The organism is Delftia sp. DLF01, assembly GCF_014852125.1.
In the GTDB taxonomy this organism is placed as follows: Bacteria; Pseudomonadota; Gammaproteobacteria; order Burkholderiales; family Burkholderiaceae_C; genus Comamonas; species Comamonas acidovorans.
Map to the genome: position 1 here is coordinate 96,127 of NZ_JACVAZ010000004.1, position 15,251 is coordinate 111,377.

Genomic DNA, 15,251 nt, shown 5'->3' on the forward strand with positions numbered 1-15,251 from the left:
TTTCCATTTGATATCTCTGAAACATCCATATGAGTTTTTTTTCTTCTCAAGCGACGTGGCGGTGCTTCCCCTGGGTCGCGCTGCTGTCGCTGACTGGGGCGTCCTGCCATGCGCAGTCTCATGCCGAGACATCTCCCGTCAGCTCCGCCAGCGCCGCGCCTGCGGAACCGTCCGCACCCGCCTACGCCCTCACCGGCAGCGTGACGCTGCTCAGCGACTACCGTTTCCGTGGCATCTCGCAAAGCTGGATGGGGCCGGCGCTGCAGGGCGGGCTGGAGCTGTCGTTGCCGCGCGGCGCCTACCTGGGCGTGTCCGGCTCCAGCGTGTCGCGCCACAGCTATCTGGATGGCCGCGCGCTGGAGCTGGACCTGTACGGCGGCTGGCGTACCGAGCTGCTGCCGGGCTGGACGGGCGACATCGGCCTGCTGCACTACAACTACCCCGGCGCGCGCGTGCCCCGCGGGGATGGCAGCGGCGGCGTGCGCTACGACACCACCGAGGCCTATCTGGGCGTCACCAACGGCGGCTTCAGCGCCAAATGGTCGCTGGCGCTCACGCCTTACTTCGGGCTGCGCGACAGCACGGCGGCCACGGCCTTTGCCGAGGCGCTTCCCGGCAGCGGCAGCTCACGCGGCAGCAGCTATCTGGACCTGAACTACCAGCACCCGTTGGGCGACTGGGCCGTGCTGGGCCTGCATGCCGGCCACACGCAGGTGCGCAACTACAGCGAACTGTCATATGCCGACTGGCGCGTCTCGCTGGCCCGCAGCTGGGGACCGTGGACGGCCACGCTGGCCTGGGCCGGCACCTCGGCCGACACGCGCTACTACCGCGCGGCCAACGCGGCGGGCCAGATGCAAAGCCTGGGGCGCAGCGGCTGGGTGCTGTCGCTGTCGGCTGCGTTCTAGGCGTCCTTCTGGTGTTTGAGCACGCCCTGGTGCTAGGCTGAGAACCATGCCCATTTCGCCCTCTGCCGACCCGGCTTCGCCCGGCCTGCCGCGCCCCGATCCCGATGCCCTGGTCGCGCGCCTGCGCCATGAGCAGGCGCAGGCGGGCAGGGGCAAGCTGCGCATCTACTTCGGATCGAATGCAGGCGTGGGCAAGACCTACGCCATGCTGGCCGCCGCTCAGCGCGAACGCCAGGGGGGCCGCGAGGTTCTGGTGGGACTCGTGGAAACCCATGGCCGCAAGGAAACGGCGCAGCAGCTGCATGGCCTGGAGCAACTGCCGCTGCGCGAGCTGCCGCACCAGGGGCGGACGCTGCGCGAGTTCGACCTGGATGCGGCGCTCGCGCGGCGGCCGCGCGTGCTGCTGCTCGATGAACTGGCGCACAGCAATGCGCCGGGTTCGCGCCATCCCAAGCGCTGGCAGGACGTGCAGGAGTTGCTGGACGCAGGCATCGATGTCTGGACCACGATCAACGTGCAGCACCTGGAAAGCCTGAACGACGTGGTGGGCGGCATCGTCGGCATCACGGTGCGCGAGACCGTGCCCGACCAGATCTTCGACGATGCCGACGAGGTCATCGTCGTCGACATCTCGCCCGACGAGCTGCTGCGCCGGTTGAAGGACGGCAAGGTCTACATGCTGGAGCAGGCCGAGCGGGCCTCGCGCAATTTCTTTCGCCGTGGCAACCTGCTGGCGCTGCGCGAACTGGCGCTGCGCCGCACAGCCGACCGCGTGGACGAGGACATGCGCGACTACCGGCGCGAGCGCTCCATAGGCACGGTCTGGCCTGCGCGCGAGCGCCTGCTGGTGGCGGTGGCCGGCCGCGCGGGCGACGACGCGCTGGTGCGCCAGGTCGCGCGCATGGCGCGCCGGCTCGATGCGGACTGGATGGTGGTCTACGTGGACGCCCCCGAGCGCCAGCACCGCCCGCGCAGCGTGCAGGCCGCCGTGCTCAAGACCCTGGCCCTGGCCGCGCGCCTGGGCGCCGAGACGGCCACGCTGCCGGGCGCCGATGTGGCCGAGGCCCTGGTCGCCTTCGCGCGCGAGCGCAACGCCAGCCGCCTGGTGCTGGCCCAGCCGCCACGCCCGGCCTGGTCGCCCTGGCGCTGGTGGACGCGCAGCCTGCCCGACCGCATCACGCACCTGCATCCCGATATCGATGTGCTGGTGCTCTCCGGCGGCTCCAGCGCGGCCCGGACCGAGGCCGCTCCTGCCGCGACTTCCGCGCTGCCGCGGCGCGCACCGCTGCCGTGGAAGGGCTATGCCGGCGTCACCCTGGCCTGCCTGGCCGCCACGGCGCTGGCCGAGCAGCTGCTGCGCGTCTTCGACCCGGCCAACGTGGTCATGCTGTTCCTGCTCATCGTCGTGCTCTCCTCCCTGCGCTGGGGGCGGGGGCCCGGTGCCTGGGCCGCGCTGCTGTCGGTACTGTGCTTCGACTACTTCTTCGTGCCGCCGCGCGGCTCCTTTCATGTCAACGACACGCAATACCTGTTCACCTTCGTGCTGATGCTGGGCGTGGCCCTGGTCTGCGGCCAGCTCATGGCGCGGCTGCGCCACGAGGCGCGCGTGGCGGCCGAGCGCGAGCGCCGCGCGGGCGCCCTGGCACGGCTGGCGCGCGACCTGTCGGGCGCGCTCACGCAGGAGCAGGTGGTGGAGATCGCGCTGCGCACGGTCTCGGGCGTGTTCGACGCCCAGGCCGGGCTGCTGCTGCCCGATGCCGACGAGCGCCTGCGGCCCGCGGGCGGCGGCCCCTGCCCCATGGACGACAGCATTGCGCGCTGGGCCATGGACCATGGCCAGCAGGCCGGCCAGGGCACGGACACGCTGCCGGCCGCACCGGCCCGCTATGTGCCGCTGGCGGCACCCGTGCGCATGCGCGGCGTGCTGGTGCTGCAGCTGCGCGCGCCGCAGCGCCTGGAGGTGCCCGAGGAGCAGCGCCTGCTGGAGGCCTGTGCCAGCCAGGTGGCGCTGGCGCTGGAGCGTCAGCACTTCGTGGCCGTGGCCCAGCAGACCCAGATCGCCATGGAGGGCGAGCGCATGCGCAACACCCTGCTGTCGGCCGTCTCGCACGACCTGCGCACCCCGCTGACCACCATCCTGGGCGCGGCCGAGGCCGCGCAGCGCCATGTGCCGCCGGGCGGCGCGGCCGACATGCTGGAGCAGGTCCGCATCCAGGCGCAGGCCATGCAGCGCCTGGTGGAGAACCTGCTGGACATGGCGCGCCTGCAGCAAGGCGGCGTGCACCTGCAGCGCGAATGGCTGCCGCTGGACGAAGTGGTGGGCAGCGCGCTGCGCCAGATGCGCGCGCGCCTGGGCCAGCATCTTGTGAGCACCGACGTGCCCGCCAGCCTGCCGCTGCTGCAGCTCGATGCCCTGCTCATGGAGCGCGTGCTGGTCAACCTGCTGGACAACGCCGCCAAGTACACGCCGGCCGGCACGCCGCTGGCCATCAGTGCGCGTGTGCAGGATGGCGAACTGCTGCTGTCCGTGCGCGATGGCGGGCCAGGCCTGCCATCGCATCTGCCGGTGGAGACGCTGTTCGAGCCCTTCACGCGCGGCACGGCCGAGTCCACCGTCTCGGGCATCGGCCTGGGACTGGCGCTGGTGCGCAGCATTGTCGAGGCGCATGGCGGGCGCATCGAGGCTGCCCCCGCGCGGCCCGGCCCGGGCACTATCTTCACGCTGCGCTTTCCCGTGCCCGAGCAGCCTGCGCTGGATTAGAGTCCCGCCATGCACGAAAGCCCCCCATGAGCACGCCCGCCAACCGCATCCTGATGATCGAGGACGATCCCGGCATCCGCCGCTTCGTGCGCCTGGTGCTGGAAGACGAAGGCTGGCAGGTCTTCGAGGCCGACAGCGCGCGCCGTGGCCTGATCGAGGCCGCCAGCCGCCAGCCCGACCTGGTCATCCTCGACCTGGGCCTGCCGGACGCCGATGGCAAGCAGGTCCTGACCGAGCTGCGCGGGTGGTCCTCCGTGCCCGTGCTCGTGCTCTCCGCGCGCGAGCGTGAGGACGAGAAGGTGGCCGCATTGGATGCCGGCGCCGACGACTACCTGGTCAAGCCCTTCGGCGTGCCCGAGCTGCTGGCCCGGCTGCGCGTGATGCTGCGCCGCCGCCAGCAGCTGGGCGCCGCTGGTGGGGCGGGCGGCACCGCCGCGTCCAGCAAGGTGCACTTCGGCCCGGTGCAGGTGGACCTGGCCACGCATGAGGTGCGGCGCGCGGGGCAGCCGGTGCACCTCACGCCCATCGAATTCCGCCTGCTGGCGGCCCTGATTGCCGCGCAGGGCCGTGTGATGACCCACCGCCAGCTGCTGCTGCAGGTCTGGGGCCCCGAGTACCTGAGCCGCGCCCACTACCTGCGCGTGCACATGGCCAATCTGCGCCAGAAGATCGAGGACGAGCCGGCCCAGCCGCGCCACCTGGTGACCGAGCTGCAGGTGGGCTACCGGCTTGTGGGGCTGGGCGGTGAGGCATCCCCGGGATCGGTATAATCGGCGCCTCTCCGAGGAGCGTTGCAGCGGCCCCCACACATCAGGCGTGGTCGCGAGGCTCGGAGTCATACCTGCAACGACGCTCGCCCACGCTTTCTGTGCGGTGAGCTTTTTTTCGTCTCCCGCAGAACGTGGTTTTTCATTCATCTTTTGGAGAAAACCATGAACGCTGCTGTTCGTCCCGTTTCCGCCGACACGGCCATCGCTGACATTTCCCTCGCTGCCTGGGGCCGCAAGGAAATCCTGATCGCCGAAACCGAAATGCCCGGCCTGATGGCCACGCGCGAGGAATTCGCCGCTGCCCAGCCCCTCAAGGGCGCGCGCATCACCGGCTCGCTGCACATGACCATCCAGACGGCCGTGCTGATCGAGACGCTCAAGGCCCTGGGCGCCGAAGTGCGCTGGGCGTCGTGCAACATCTTCTCGACGCAGGACCACGCTGCTGCCGCCATCGCGGAAACCGGCACGCCCGTGTTCGCCATCAAGGGCGAATCGCTGGCCGACTACTGGGACTACACCCACCGCATCTTTGAATTCGGCGCCGCCGGCACCGAAGGCGAAGGCCCCAACATGATCCTGGACGACGGGGGCGACGCCACCATGCTGCTGCACCTGGGCATGCGCGCCGAAAAGGACCTGTCCGTGCTGGACAACCCCGCCTCCGAAGAAGAGAAGATCGCCTTCGCCGCCATCCGCGCCAAGCTGGCCCAGGACCCCACCTGGTACACGCGCAAGAGCGCCCACATCATCGGCGTGACCGAAGAGACCACGACCGGCGTGCACCGCCTCAACGAGATGTCGGCCAAGGGCACGCTGAAGTTCCGCGCCATCAACGTCAATGACTCCGTCACCAAGAGCAAGTTCGACAACCTCTACGGCTGCCGTGAATCGCTGGTGGACGGCATCAAGCGCGCCACCGACGTGATGATCGCCGGCAAGGTTGCCGTGGTGGCCGGCTACGGCGACGTGGGCAAGGGCTGCGCCCAGGCGCTGCGCGCGCTGTCGGCCCAGGTCTGGGTCACCGAGATCGATCCCATCAACGCCCTGCAGGCGGCCATGGAAGGCTACAAGGTCGTGACCATGGAATGGGCAGCCGACAAGGCCGACATCTTCGTGACCACCACCGGCAACCGCGACATCATCCGCCACGAGCACATGGTGGCCATGAAGAACGAAGCCATCGTCTGCAACATCGGCCACTTCGACAACGAGATCGACGTCGCCTCCATCGAGCAGTACCAGTGGGAAGAGATCAAGCCCCAGGTGGACCACATCACCTTCCCTGACGGCAAGAAGATCATCCTGCTGGCCAAGGGCCGCCTGGTGAACCTGGGTTGCGCCACCGGCCACCCCAGCTTCGTGATGAGCGCCTCGTTCGCCAACCAGACCATCGCCCAGATCGAGCTGTTCACCAAGCCCGATGCCTACGAGGTCGGCAAGGTATACGTGCTGCCCAAGATCCTGGACGAGAAGGTTGCCCGCCTGCACCTGAAGAAGGTCGGCGCCATGCTGACCGAACTGACGGACGGCCAGGCCGCCTATATCGGCGTGAGCAAGCAGGGCCCCTACAAGCCCGAAACTTATCGCTATTAAGCACCCCCTGAGCGGCTTGCGCCGCTTCCCCCTCTCTACTTGCTTTGCAAGGGAGGGGGACGACACCCTCGCGGCGGGGCGGCCCTTGCTCGGTGTCCCTGAGTTGGGCCCTGCCAGTTGTGGGGTGCGGCGCCGCTTGGCGTCATTGGTTTAGAGATTTCCTGGGAACGACGCTATGCGCGCAGATGTATTTTTGGTGGAAGCCGGCCATGCGGCCACGCGCTCGCAGGCGCAGCGGCTGATTGCAGGCGGCGTGCAATGGCGCATGACGCCGCTGACGCCTTGGAAGAAGGTTGCCAAGAACGGCGACGAGATTCCTGCGGGTGCCGAGCTGCAGTTGCTGGACGGGGCCGAGGCCCGGTTCATCTCGCGCGGCGGGCTGAAGCTGGAAGGCGCGCTGGCGGCCACCAAGCTGTCGGTGCAGGGCCTGCGCTGCCTGGACGTGGGCCAGAGCACGGGCGGTTTCACCGACTGCCTGCTGCAGGCGGGCGCCGCCCAGGTCATCGGCGTGGACGTGGGCCACGGCCAGTTGCATGACCGGCTGCGCTCGGATGTGCGTGTGATCTGCGTCGAGGGCGTCAACGCCCGCGCGGTGACGGCTGAGGGCCTGCAGGAGTCCTGCGAGGAAGTGCTGTCCGAACGCTGGGAAGAAGATCCCGACGACAACGACACCCAGCCCGTGGCGCCCTATGCCTGGATGCGCAACGGCGGTCTGGTCGATGAAGACTACGACGACAGCGACGACGCCAAGGAAAAAGAGATCGAGGCCTTCAAGGCCGAGCGCGCGGCCAAGGGCAAGGCCCGGGAAGAAGGCACGGTGGCCACGCAGCGCCGCCGCCGCGCCGAGTTTGCCGACGTGGACATCACGCCGCAGTTCGACTTCGTCACGGGCGATCTGTCCTTCATCTCGTTGACCCTGGTGCTGCCGGCCGTCACGCGCCTGCTCAAGCCGCATGGCCAGCTGCTGATGCTGGTCAAGCCGCAGTTCGAGCTGCAGCCGGGCCAGGTCGGCAAGGGCGGCATCGTGCGCGATGCGGCCCTGTTCACCGAGGTGGAGCAGCGCATCCGCACCTGCCTGGGCGAGCTGGGGCTGGAGGTCAAGGGCTGGATGGAGTCGGCCATCGAAGGCGGTGACGGCAACCGCGAATTTTTCGTGCATGCCCAGCAGGCGGCCGTGGTGAAGGAGCCTGCACAGCCTGAAACGCAGGACGAGGACGAACCCCGTTCGGCCGTGAAAGCAGCGCCTAAGCCGGCCGCGCCCAAGCGCGTGTCCCGCACCGTGCTGCGCGAGCAGCGCAACGAGCGTGTGATCGACACCAGCACCGAGTTCGGCGTGCCCGGACCGGGGCGCGCCAAGCTGCGCAAACGCAACGAATGAAACACTGAGCAGTGAGTCTTACATGAGCTTTCCGATCAGCTTCGAATTCTTCCCGACCAAGACGCCCGAAGGCGCGGCCAAGCATGTGCAGGTGCGCAAGAACCTCTATGCGCGCAAGCCCCAGTTCTGCTCCGTCACCTATGGCGCGGGCGGCTCCACGCAGGCCGGCACCTTCAACATGGTGCGTGACATCCAGAGCGAAGGCGTCAGCGCGGCATCGCATTTCTCCTGCGTGGGCGCCACGCACGACAAGGTGCGTGCCGAGCTGCAGGAGCTCAAGGCCATGGGCGTGCGCCGCATCGTCGCGCTGCGCGGCGACCTGCCCAGCGGCTATGGCCTGGGAGGGGAATTCCAGTACGCCAGCGACCTCGTGGAATTCATCCGCCGCGAGTTCGGCGACTGGTTCCACATCGAGGTGGCAGCCTATCCCGAGGTCCATCCGCAGGCGAAATCCCCACATTCCGATCTGGAAGCGTTTGCGGCTAAAGTGCGCGCTGGCGCGGATTCCGCGATCACCCAATATTTCTACAATGCCGACGCCTACTGCCGTTTCGTTGATGCGGCGCGCGGCATGGGGCTTGATGCACCGGTTGTTCCCGGCATCATGCCCATCACCAGCTCTACGCAGCTGATGCGCTTCTCGGACGCCTGCGGCGCCGAGATCCCGCGCTGGATCCGCCTGCGTCTGCAGGCTTACGGAGATGACACGGCGTCCATTCGCGCCTTCGGCCTCGATGTCGTGTCCCGTCTATGCGAGCAGTTGCGCAGCCAGGGCGCTCCCGGGCTGCACTTCTATACGATGAACCAGAGCGTCGCCACGCTGGAAATCTGCGATCGATTGGGCCTTTGAGCGCGCAGCCACTGCGCCGGCCCCGGGCGGCCCTCTAGAACTTGGGAACGGTCAGGCGTTCCCTGGAGGTTTTTGCCCATGGATCGTAATTTTCGACGCCTGCATTGGCGCTGGCTGGCCATGTGTGCCATCACCGCCACCCTGGCTGGCTGCGCACCGGCTCCCGTGGCCGAAACCGATGCCGAGTCCGGCGCCCTGATGGCCGGTTCTGCTGGTTCGGCAGGTGCCGAGGCCATGGCTGAAGGCCAGACGCCTGCGGCCGTTCCCTCCGCAGGCAAGCGCAGCAGCCGCGCCTCGCGGGCCACACCGCCTGCCAGCAGGTCCGCGGATGCCAGGCCCTCCGAACCGGCTTCGCCCGAAGAGAGTGCCGACACTCCCTCCAATCCCGATTTCGCCCTCGTTCCCTCGCGCGACAGTGACCAGCAAGGCCTGGCTTCCTGGTATGGCCCGGGCCTGCATGGCCGGCTGACGGCCAGCGGCGAACGTTTCGACAAGGAAGAGCTGACGGCTGCGCACCGCAGCTTCGCCTTCGGCAGCCGTGTCTGCGTGCGCAGCGCCGCGACAGGCAGGACGGTGGTGGTGCGCATCAATGACCGGGGGCCGTTTGCGCCTGGCCGCGTGATCGACCTGAGTCAGGCCGCTGCGCAGGAGCTGGGCATGGTCGGCCTGGGCATCAAGCCCGTGGAGCTGTGGCAGCTCGACGAAGGCGAGGAAGAATGCCCCGAAACCCTGGTCACGGCCAGGAAGGCAGAGTCGCTCAAGAAGACGCAGCAGGCCAAGGGACAGACACAAACACAGGCGCGGACCCAGGTTCAGGCAAAGGCCCCGGTCCGGCCGCGTGTGCAGGCCAAGGCGCCCGCATCCAGGCCCAATGCACGCACGGCCGTGGCCAGCCGTGCCGCCCCTGCCGCCAAGCCGGTGGCGAAGGCCGCTGCGCCCGCCGCAGCCTCGGCCACGGCAGTGGCCTCTGCGGCGTCGAGCTCGCGCTGAACCGTGTTCAGCCGCCCGATTCGAGCGTGAAGGCCGCGTTCTCGTCCTGACCGAGCAGCTTGACCAGCTGCGGCATGGCCGGCTTGAGCTGTTCCTTGAGATTGAACGGCGGATTGATCAGGAACATGCCGCTGGCCGGCAGGCCGCCGCGCTCCGACGTCTTGTTGCTCTTGACCGTGAGCTCCACGTGCAGCCAGCTCTTGCCGGCCTTGGTGGTCATGGTCTTCAGGCGGCGCGGCAGATCGTGCGCTTCAGGGCGCGGGATGATCGGATACCAGACCGCATAGGTGCCTGTGGCAAAGCGCTTGAGGCTGTCGGCCGCCATGTCCAGCACCTTGGCGTAGTCGCTCTTGAGCTCGTAGCTGGGGTCGCACAGCACCAGGGCGCGGCGTGACGGTGGTGGCAGGAATTTCTTGATGCCCTCGAAGCCGTCCTCGTGCAGCACGGCCACCTGGCGGCCCGCTTCGAGCTGGGCAATGTTGCCCACCAGCGAGCGCATGTCGGTGGGATGCAGCTCGAAGACCTTGAGCTTGTCGCGCTCCTGCACGCGCAGCAGGGACTGGATGATGAAGGGCGAGCCCGGGTAGTTGCGCAGCTGCGCGCCCTGGTTGAAGGAGCGCACCGTGGCCAGGTAGGCCTGCAGCACCGGGGCCAGCTCGGCCTCCTTGGCCTGGGCCAGGCGCATGATGCCGTCGGCGGACTCGCCGCTCTTGTTGGCGTAGTCGCCGTCCAGTCGGTACAGGCCGGCGCCGGCGTGCGTGTCCAGCACCGTGAGGGCGGCATCCTTCTGGAGGAGGTATTGCAGGGTGGCGATCAGCACGGTGTGCTTGAGCACATCGGCATGGTTGCCTGCATGGAAGGCGTGGCGGTAACTGAACATAGGCGTATGGTAACCAGCCGCGCTGCCGGGTGGTTGTCCGTGGCGGCTGAAGGATGGGGGCCGGCGCTGAAGCCAGGGCGGCGCAAGGGGGGATGGCGAAGACCTGCCGTTTTTGTATAATGGAGGGCTTCGCAGCGATTTTAGGGTCCCGCGGCGAAGTTTACATCCCCGCCTAAGAGGCTTCCTTTTTGAAGAAGCGCCGACCGCGGAAAAGGACCCGCCAAACCTTTCTTGAAAGAGAAAACTCATGTCTACATTCAGCGCAAAGCCCGCTGAGGTGCAACACGAGTGGTTTGTGATTGACGCCACCGATAAGGTGCTCGGACGTGTCGCCAGCGAAGTGGCACTCCGTCTGCGCGGCAAGCACAAAGCCATTTACACACCTCACGTTGACACCGGCGACTTCATCGTCATCATCAACGCCTCCAAGCTCAAGGTCACCGGCACCAAGAACCTGGACAAGGTGTACTACCGCCACTCTGGTTTCCCCGGCGGCATCACTGCCACCAACTTCCGCGACATGCAGGCCAAGTTCCCCGGCCGCGCTCTGGAAAAGGCCGTCAAGGGCATGCTGCCCAAGGGTCCCCTGGGCTACGCAATGATCAAGAAGCTCAAGGTGTACGGCGGTGCTGAGCATCCCCACACCGCCCAGCAGCCCAAGGCTCTGGAAATCTAAGGAGACCTAGATGATTGGTGATTGGAACAATGGCACCGGCCGTCGCAAATCCAGCGTCGCGCGCGTGTTCCTGAAGAAGGGCTCCGGCAAGATTACCGTGAATGGCAAGGACATTCAGGAATACTTCGGCCGCGAAACCTCGATCATGATCGCAAAGCAGCCCCTGGCTCTGACGAGCAACCTGGAAGCTTTCGACATTCAAGTGAACGTCCACGGTGGTGGTGAATCCGGCCAGGCCGGCGCTACCCGCCACGGCATCACCCGCGCCCTGATCGACTATGACGCAGCGCTCAAGCCCGTCCTGAGCCAAGCCGGCTTCGTGACGCGTGACGCTCGTGAAGTCGAGCGTAAGAAGGTCGGCCTGCGCTCCGCACGCCGCGCCAAGCAGTTCTCCAAGCGTTAATCCGCTGGCACTGCAGGAAAGTCCCCCGGGGCTTTCCCCAGAAAAAAACCGCCTTTGCCGGCGGTTTTTTTCTGGGCGATGCAAACCCTTCGCATTCACCTTCGCCGTTGGTGGCCAATGCCCCCACTTGCACTGTCGTCAAGCCGGCGGCCCCGGGAATTCCCGAGCCCTTTGCTGTACCATTCGGGCCAATTGAGAACTTCGGAGTATCCCCATGAGCGCCGTCGCAGAAATCACCGAAACCACCACCGCCGAAATGCCCACCCCGATCGTCTTCACCGACAGCGCAGCTGCCAAGGTGGCCGATCTGATCGCCGAGGAAGGCAACCCTGACCTGAAGCTGCGCGTGTTCGTGCAAGGTGGCGGCTGCTCGGGCTTCCAGTACGGCTTCACCTTCGACGAGATCACCAACGACGACGACACGACCATGACCAAGAATGGCGTGTCGCTGCTGATCGACGCCATGAGCTACCAGTACCTGGTGGGTGCCGAGATCGACTACAAGGAAGACCTGCAGGGCGCGCAGTTCGTGATCAAGAACCCCAACGCCTCCACCACCTGCGGCTGCGGATCGAGCTTCTCGGTGTAAGCCTTGTTGGCCGCGCTGCAGTGAAGCCCGCAGCAGCCCGCCGCACAACACGCCACCAACCGCCGCGCAGCAATGCGCAGGCGGTTTTTTAACGCCTGCGCCCTTCCTGCCTTGCCATGATTCCTGAAGACAAAAGCGCTTCCGCCTCCTCCACATCCTCCTCGCGTTCGGTGCTGCTATGGCTTGTGGCCATCGGCTTTTTCATGCAGACGCTGGACGGCACCATCGTCAACACCGCGCTGCCCACCATGGCCGAGGCCCTGGGCGAGAGCCCGCTGCGCATGCAGTCGGTCATCGTCGCCTACTCGCTGACCATGGCCATGCTGATCCCGGCCTCGGGCTGGATGGCCGACCGCTTCGGCACGCGGCGTGTCTACCTGTGGGCGATTGCGCTGTTCGTGCTGGGCTCGGTGATGTGCGCGATTGCGCCCAACCTGCAGCTGATGGTGGCTGCGCGCGTGCTGCAGGGCATGGGCGGGGCGCTGCTCATGCCGGTGGGGCGGCTGGCCGTGCTGCGCGCCTTTCCGCGCGAGCAGTTCCTCAAGGCCATGAGCTTCGTGGCCATCCCCGGCCTGGTCGGGCCACTGATCGGACCCACGCTGGGCGGCTGGATGGTGGAGTACGTGAGCTGGCACTGGATCTTCCTGGTCAACGTGCCCGTGGGCCTGATCGGCCTGGCCGCTACGCTGCGCTTCATGCCGGTGGGCGACCGCTTTGCCGTCAAGCGCTTCGACGGCGTGGGCTATGCGCTGCTGGCCTTCGGCATGGTGGCCGTGTCGCTGGCGCTGGACAGCATGTCGGGCAAGGGCATCCACGGCGCCATGGTCTTCGTGCTGCTGATCTTCGGCCTGGCCAGCCTGGCCGCCTACTGGCTGCATGCGCTGCGCCGGCCCGACCCGCTGTTCGCCCCCGAGCTGTTTGCCGTACGCAGCCTGCGCGTGGGCCTGCTGGGCAACCTGTTCTCGCGCCTGGGCAGCTCCTGCATGCCCTTCCTGATCCCGCTGGTGCTGCAGGTCTGCCTGGGTTTCTCTCCGCTGCAGGCCGGCATGATGATGCTGCCCACGGTGCTGGCCAGCATGGCCATGAAGCGCCAGACCACCACGCTGATCCAGCGCATCGGCTACCGCCGCGTGCTCATGGGCAACACCCTGGTGCTGTCGCTGATGATCGCCAGCTTCGGCACGGTCTCCACGGCGCTGCCGCTGTGGGTGGTCATCGTCCAACTGCTGATCTTCGGCGCCACCAACTCCATGCAGTTCACGGCCATGAACACCGTCACGCTCAAGGACCTCGATGCCGGCAACGCCAGCAGCGGCAACAGCCTGCTGTCCATGGTGCAGATGCTGGCCATGGGCATGGGCGTGGCCGCCGCAGGTGCGGTGCTGGCCGGTTTCAGCGAATGGTTCGGCGGCGATACGCCGCAGCACACCCTCAATGCCTTCCGCGCCACCTTCGTCTGCATGGGCGCGGTGACGCTGGCCTCGACCATGATCTTCTCGCAGCTCGGCGACGATGAGGATGTGCGGCCCAAGCCTCTGGAGCCGGCCGAGCACGAGTGAGGGCTGTGCATGCCTTTTGCACCCTGAACCGCTGCAATCCACACTTTTGTTGCGGGTTTACCCTTGTTTTTGGCAAGGATATATGGCAGCCCGCATAGGAAATATCGAGGCCTTCTTATGCGTTTGGGCGGGGCTGGACTTAATCTCGGGTACATCCGCAGGACTTACGCAAGCAAGAACGCAAACACGCCATCGCCACAGGGCCAGCGGCTTTCTTCCTCGGAATTTGCGTAAGTCGTGATCCGAACAGTCCACGCACCAGCAGTTGCCCCCACGAGCATGAGCCAGAGCCCCAGTTCCCAACCCATCCGCTTCTATCACCGCGGCCAGATCGTCGAGGTACAGGGGCCGCATCCCACGCGCTCGGTGCTCGACTGGCTGCGCGGCGACGCGCGCTGCACCGGCACCAAGGAGGGCTGCAACGAAGGTGACTGCGGCGCCTGCACCGTGGTCATTGCCGAGCTGGCCGAAGACGGCGCGCCCGACGCCGTGGGCGGCCTGCAGCTGCAGACGGTCAATGCCTGCATCCAGTTCCTGCCCACGCTGCACGGCAAGGCGCTGTTCACGGTGGAGGACGTCAAGGGCCAGTGCGCCGGCAAGCAGGGCTGTGCCACCGGCAAGCCCGCAGGCGGTGCCGAGCTGCACCCCGTGCAGCAGGCGCTGGTGGACTGTCACGGCTCGCAGTGCGGCTTTTGCACGCCGGGCTTCGTGATGTCGCTGTGGTCGGCCTACGAGCACCACCAGCAGGCCGGCACGCGCCCCTCGCGCCAGCAGCTGGCCGACGAGCTGTCGGGCAATCTGTGCCGCTGCACGGGCTACCGTCCCATCCTGGACGCAGGCCAGCGCATGTTCGACCTGCCAGCCACGCGCATGGCCACCGACCCCGTGGTGCAGGCACTGCAGGGCCTGCGCGCGCAGGATGCCGGCTTGGACTACACCGCGTCCAACGCCGCCCAGGGCGGCCGTGTGGACAGCTTCCACGCTCCGCGCACGCTGGACGAGCTGGCCGCCGTGTGCGAGGCCAAGCCCCGCGCGCGCCTGCTGGCAGGCTCCACCGATGTGGGGCTGTGGGTGACCAAGCAGTTCCGCGACCTGGGCGACATCGTCTATGTGGGCGACGTGGCCGAGATGAAGCGCGTCGAGGAGCGCCGCGGCGCGGGCAGCCTGGACGGCGGCGAGCTGTACATCGGCGCCGGTGCCTCGCTGGAATCGGCCTGGTCCGCGCTGTCGCAGCGCTTCGAGGGGCTGACCGACGTGTGGCTGCGCTTTGCCTCCGTGCCCATCCGGCATGCGGGCACCATGGGTGGCAACGTGGCCAATGGCTCGCCCATTGGCGACTCGCCGCCCGTGCTGATGGCGCTGGACGCGCAGATCGAGCTGCGCAAGGGCGCACGCGTGCGCCGCATGCCGCTGCATGACTTCTATCTGGACTACATGAAGAACCAGCTGGAGCCGGGCGAGTTCGTGCAGGCACTGGCCGTGCCGCTGGACGCTGCACGGCGCCAGACCCGGGCCTACAAGATCAGCAAGCGCTTTGACTGCGACATCTCGGCGCTGTGCGCGGGGCTGGCCATCGAGCTCGATGGCGAGGTGGTGAAGTCCGCCCGCCTGGCCTTTGGCGGCATGGCCGCCGTGGTCAAGCGTGCGGCCCTGGCGGAGGCGGCCATCGTGGGCCAGCCCTGGGACCAGGCCGCAGTGAAGGCCGCCCAGGCCGCGCTGGCCCAGGACTTCAAGCCCATGTCCGACATGCGCGCCAGCGCCGACTACCGGCTCAAGGTGGCGCAGAACCTGCTGCAGCGCCTGTGGCTGGAGACACGTCCGCAGCAACCGCTGCCGCTGCAGGCCACCAGCGTCTGGAGCGTGATGCCCCACGCAGTGCACCAAGGAGCCTGAA

At 67.3% G+C, this 15,251-nt stretch carries 13 protein-coding genes and 1 riboswitch; of the genes, 12 read left to right on the forward strand and 1 reads right to left on the reverse strand.

Annotated elements, in window-relative coordinates:
• Window positions 1-29 precede the first annotated feature (29 nt).
• From IB269_RS21485 to IB269_RS21515, 7 genes are all read left to right on the forward strand, one after another.
• Entirely contained in the window at window positions 30-908 is an 879-nt protein-coding gene (locus tag IB269_RS21485) for a TorF family putative porin (protein ID WP_192368255.1), read from the forward strand.
• A gap of 46 nt (window positions 909-954) precedes the next feature.
• Window positions 955-3,669 carry a sensor histidine kinase gene (locus IB269_RS21490; RefSeq protein WP_192368256.1) on the forward strand — a complete coding sequence of 905 codons (2,715 nt, stop codon included), beginning with the start codon at window positions 955-957 and terminating at the stop codon, window positions 3,667-3,669.
• A gap of 26 nt (window positions 3,670-3,695) precedes the next feature.
• The gene (locus tag IB269_RS21495) at window positions 3,696-4,439 is read left to right on the forward strand and encodes a response regulator (RefSeq protein WP_034397322.1); all 744 of its coding nucleotides are present in this window, start codon (window positions 3,696-3,698) and stop codon (window positions 4,437-4,439) included.
• Window positions 4,440-4,446: 7 nt separating this feature from the next.
• Window positions 4,447-4,531: riboswitch (S-adenosyl-L-homocysteine riboswitch) on the forward strand.
• A gap of 70 nt (window positions 4,532-4,601) precedes the next feature.
• Window positions 4,602-6,032, forward strand: coding sequence for an adenosylhomocysteinase (ahcY, locus tag IB269_RS21500; RefSeq protein WP_013800445.1), 1,431 nt, complete (start codon window positions 4,602-4,604; stop codon window positions 6,030-6,032).
• Between the two features lie 175 nt (window positions 6,033-6,207).
• On the forward strand, window positions 6,208-7,410 hold the full coding sequence (locus IB269_RS21505; protein ID WP_012207715.1) for a TlyA family RNA methyltransferase: 1,203 nt from the start codon (window positions 6,208-6,210) through the stop codon (window positions 7,408-7,410).
• Window positions 7,411-7,432: 22 nt separating this feature from the next.
• The gene (gene metF / locus IB269_RS21510) at window positions 7,433-8,260 is read left to right on the forward strand and encodes a methylenetetrahydrofolate reductase [NAD(P)H] (RefSeq protein WP_034397320.1); all 828 of its coding nucleotides are present in this window, start codon (window positions 7,433-7,435) and stop codon (window positions 8,258-8,260) included.
• A gap of 78 nt (window positions 8,261-8,338) precedes the next feature.
• Window positions 8,339-9,250: a septal ring lytic transglycosylase RlpA family protein gene (locus IB269_RS21515; RefSeq protein ID WP_192368257.1), complete on the forward strand. Its 912-nt coding sequence runs from the start codon at window positions 8,339-8,341 to the stop codon at window positions 9,248-9,250.
• Between the two features lie 7 nt (window positions 9,251-9,257).
• On the opposite strand, the gene IB269_RS21520 is transcribed toward IB269_RS21515, so the two are convergent.
• The gene (locus IB269_RS21520) at window positions 9,258-10,130 is read right to left on the reverse strand and encodes a 23S rRNA (adenine(2030)-N(6))-methyltransferase RlmJ (protein ID WP_012207712.1); all 873 of its coding nucleotides are present in this window, start codon (window positions 10,128-10,130) and stop codon (window positions 9,258-9,260) included.
• A 247-nt stretch (window positions 10,131-10,377) separates the two neighbouring features.
• Between IB269_RS21520 and rplM the strand changes: the two genes are divergently transcribed.
• The 5 genes from rplM to xdhA all read left to right on the forward strand — a co-directional run bounded on the left by rplM (window position 10,378) and on the right by xdhA (window position 15,250).
• Window positions 10,378-10,806, forward strand: a complete 429-nt coding sequence (rplM, locus tag IB269_RS21525; RefSeq protein ID WP_012207711.1) for a 50S ribosomal protein L13 — start codon at window positions 10,378-10,380, stop codon at window positions 10,804-10,806.
• A 10-nt stretch (window positions 10,807-10,816) separates the two neighbouring features.
• Window positions 10,817-11,209 carry a 30S ribosomal protein S9 gene (gene rpsI, locus IB269_RS21530; RefSeq protein ID WP_012207710.1) on the forward strand — a complete coding sequence of 131 codons (393 nt, stop codon included), beginning with the start codon at window positions 10,817-10,819 and terminating at the stop codon, window positions 11,207-11,209.
• 214 nt (window positions 11,210-11,423) lie between these two features.
• Window positions 11,424-11,798 (forward strand): iron-sulfur cluster insertion protein ErpA, encoded by a 375-nt coding sequence (gene erpA, locus IB269_RS21535; RefSeq protein WP_013800449.1) that lies wholly within the window; start codon window positions 11,424-11,426, stop codon window positions 11,796-11,798.
• Between the two features lie 116 nt (window positions 11,799-11,914).
• Window positions 11,915-13,357: a multidrug transporter subunit MdtD gene (gene mdtD / locus IB269_RS21540; RefSeq protein ID WP_043820192.1), complete on the forward strand. Its 1,443-nt coding sequence runs from the start codon at window positions 11,915-11,917 to the stop codon at window positions 13,355-13,357.
• Window positions 13,358-13,636: 279 nt separating this feature from the next.
• The gene (xdhA, locus tag IB269_RS21545) at window positions 13,637-15,250 is read left to right on the forward strand and encodes a xanthine dehydrogenase small subunit (protein WP_192368258.1); all 1,614 of its coding nucleotides are present in this window, start codon (window positions 13,637-13,639) and stop codon (window positions 15,248-15,250) included.
• The last annotated feature ends 1 nt before the right edge of the window (window position 15,251 follow it).

What these genes read in the sequence shown, in the direction of transcription:
- mdtD (WP_043820192.1), top strand. Translation starts at nt 11,915, where the DNA reads ATGATTCCTGAAGACAAAAGCGCTTCCGCCTCCTCCACATCCTCCTCG.
- IB269_RS21485 (WP_192368255.1), top strand. Translation starts at nt 30, where the DNA reads ATGAGTTTTTTTTCTTCTCAAGCGACGTGGCGGTGCTTCCCCTGGGTC.
- IB269_RS21495 (WP_034397322.1), top strand. Translation starts at nt 3,696, where the DNA reads ATGAGCACGCCCGCCAACCGCATCCTGATGATCGAGGACGATCCCGGC.
- IB269_RS21520 (WP_012207712.1), bottom strand. Translation starts at nt 10,130, where the DNA reads ATGTTCAGTTACCGCCACGCCTTCCATGCAGGCAACCATGCCGATGTG.
- IB269_RS21505 (WP_012207715.1), top strand. Translation starts at nt 6,208, where the DNA reads ATGCGCGCAGATGTATTTTTGGTGGAAGCCGGCCATGCGGCCACGCGC.
- xdhA (WP_192368258.1), top strand. Translation starts at nt 13,637, where the DNA reads ATGAGCCAGAGCCCCAGTTCCCAACCCATCCGCTTCTATCACCGCGGC.
- rplM (WP_012207711.1), top strand. Translation starts at nt 10,378, where the DNA reads ATGTCTACATTCAGCGCAAAGCCCGCTGAGGTGCAACACGAGTGGTTT.
- rpsI (WP_012207710.1), top strand. Translation starts at nt 10,817, where the DNA reads ATGATTGGTGATTGGAACAATGGCACCGGCCGTCGCAAATCCAGCGTC.
- metF (WP_034397320.1), top strand. Translation starts at nt 7,433, where the DNA reads ATGAGCTTTCCGATCAGCTTCGAATTCTTCCCGACCAAGACGCCCGAA.
- erpA (WP_013800449.1), top strand. Translation starts at nt 11,424, where the DNA reads ATGAGCGCCGTCGCAGAAATCACCGAAACCACCACCGCCGAAATGCCC.
- IB269_RS21515 (WP_192368257.1), top strand. Translation starts at nt 8,339, where the DNA reads ATGGATCGTAATTTTCGACGCCTGCATTGGCGCTGGCTGGCCATGTGT.
- IB269_RS21490 (WP_192368256.1), top strand. Translation starts at nt 955, where the DNA reads ATGCCCATTTCGCCCTCTGCCGACCCGGCTTCGCCCGGCCTGCCGCGC.
- ahcY (WP_013800445.1), top strand. Translation starts at nt 4,602, where the DNA reads ATGAACGCTGCTGTTCGTCCCGTTTCCGCCGACACGGCCATCGCTGAC.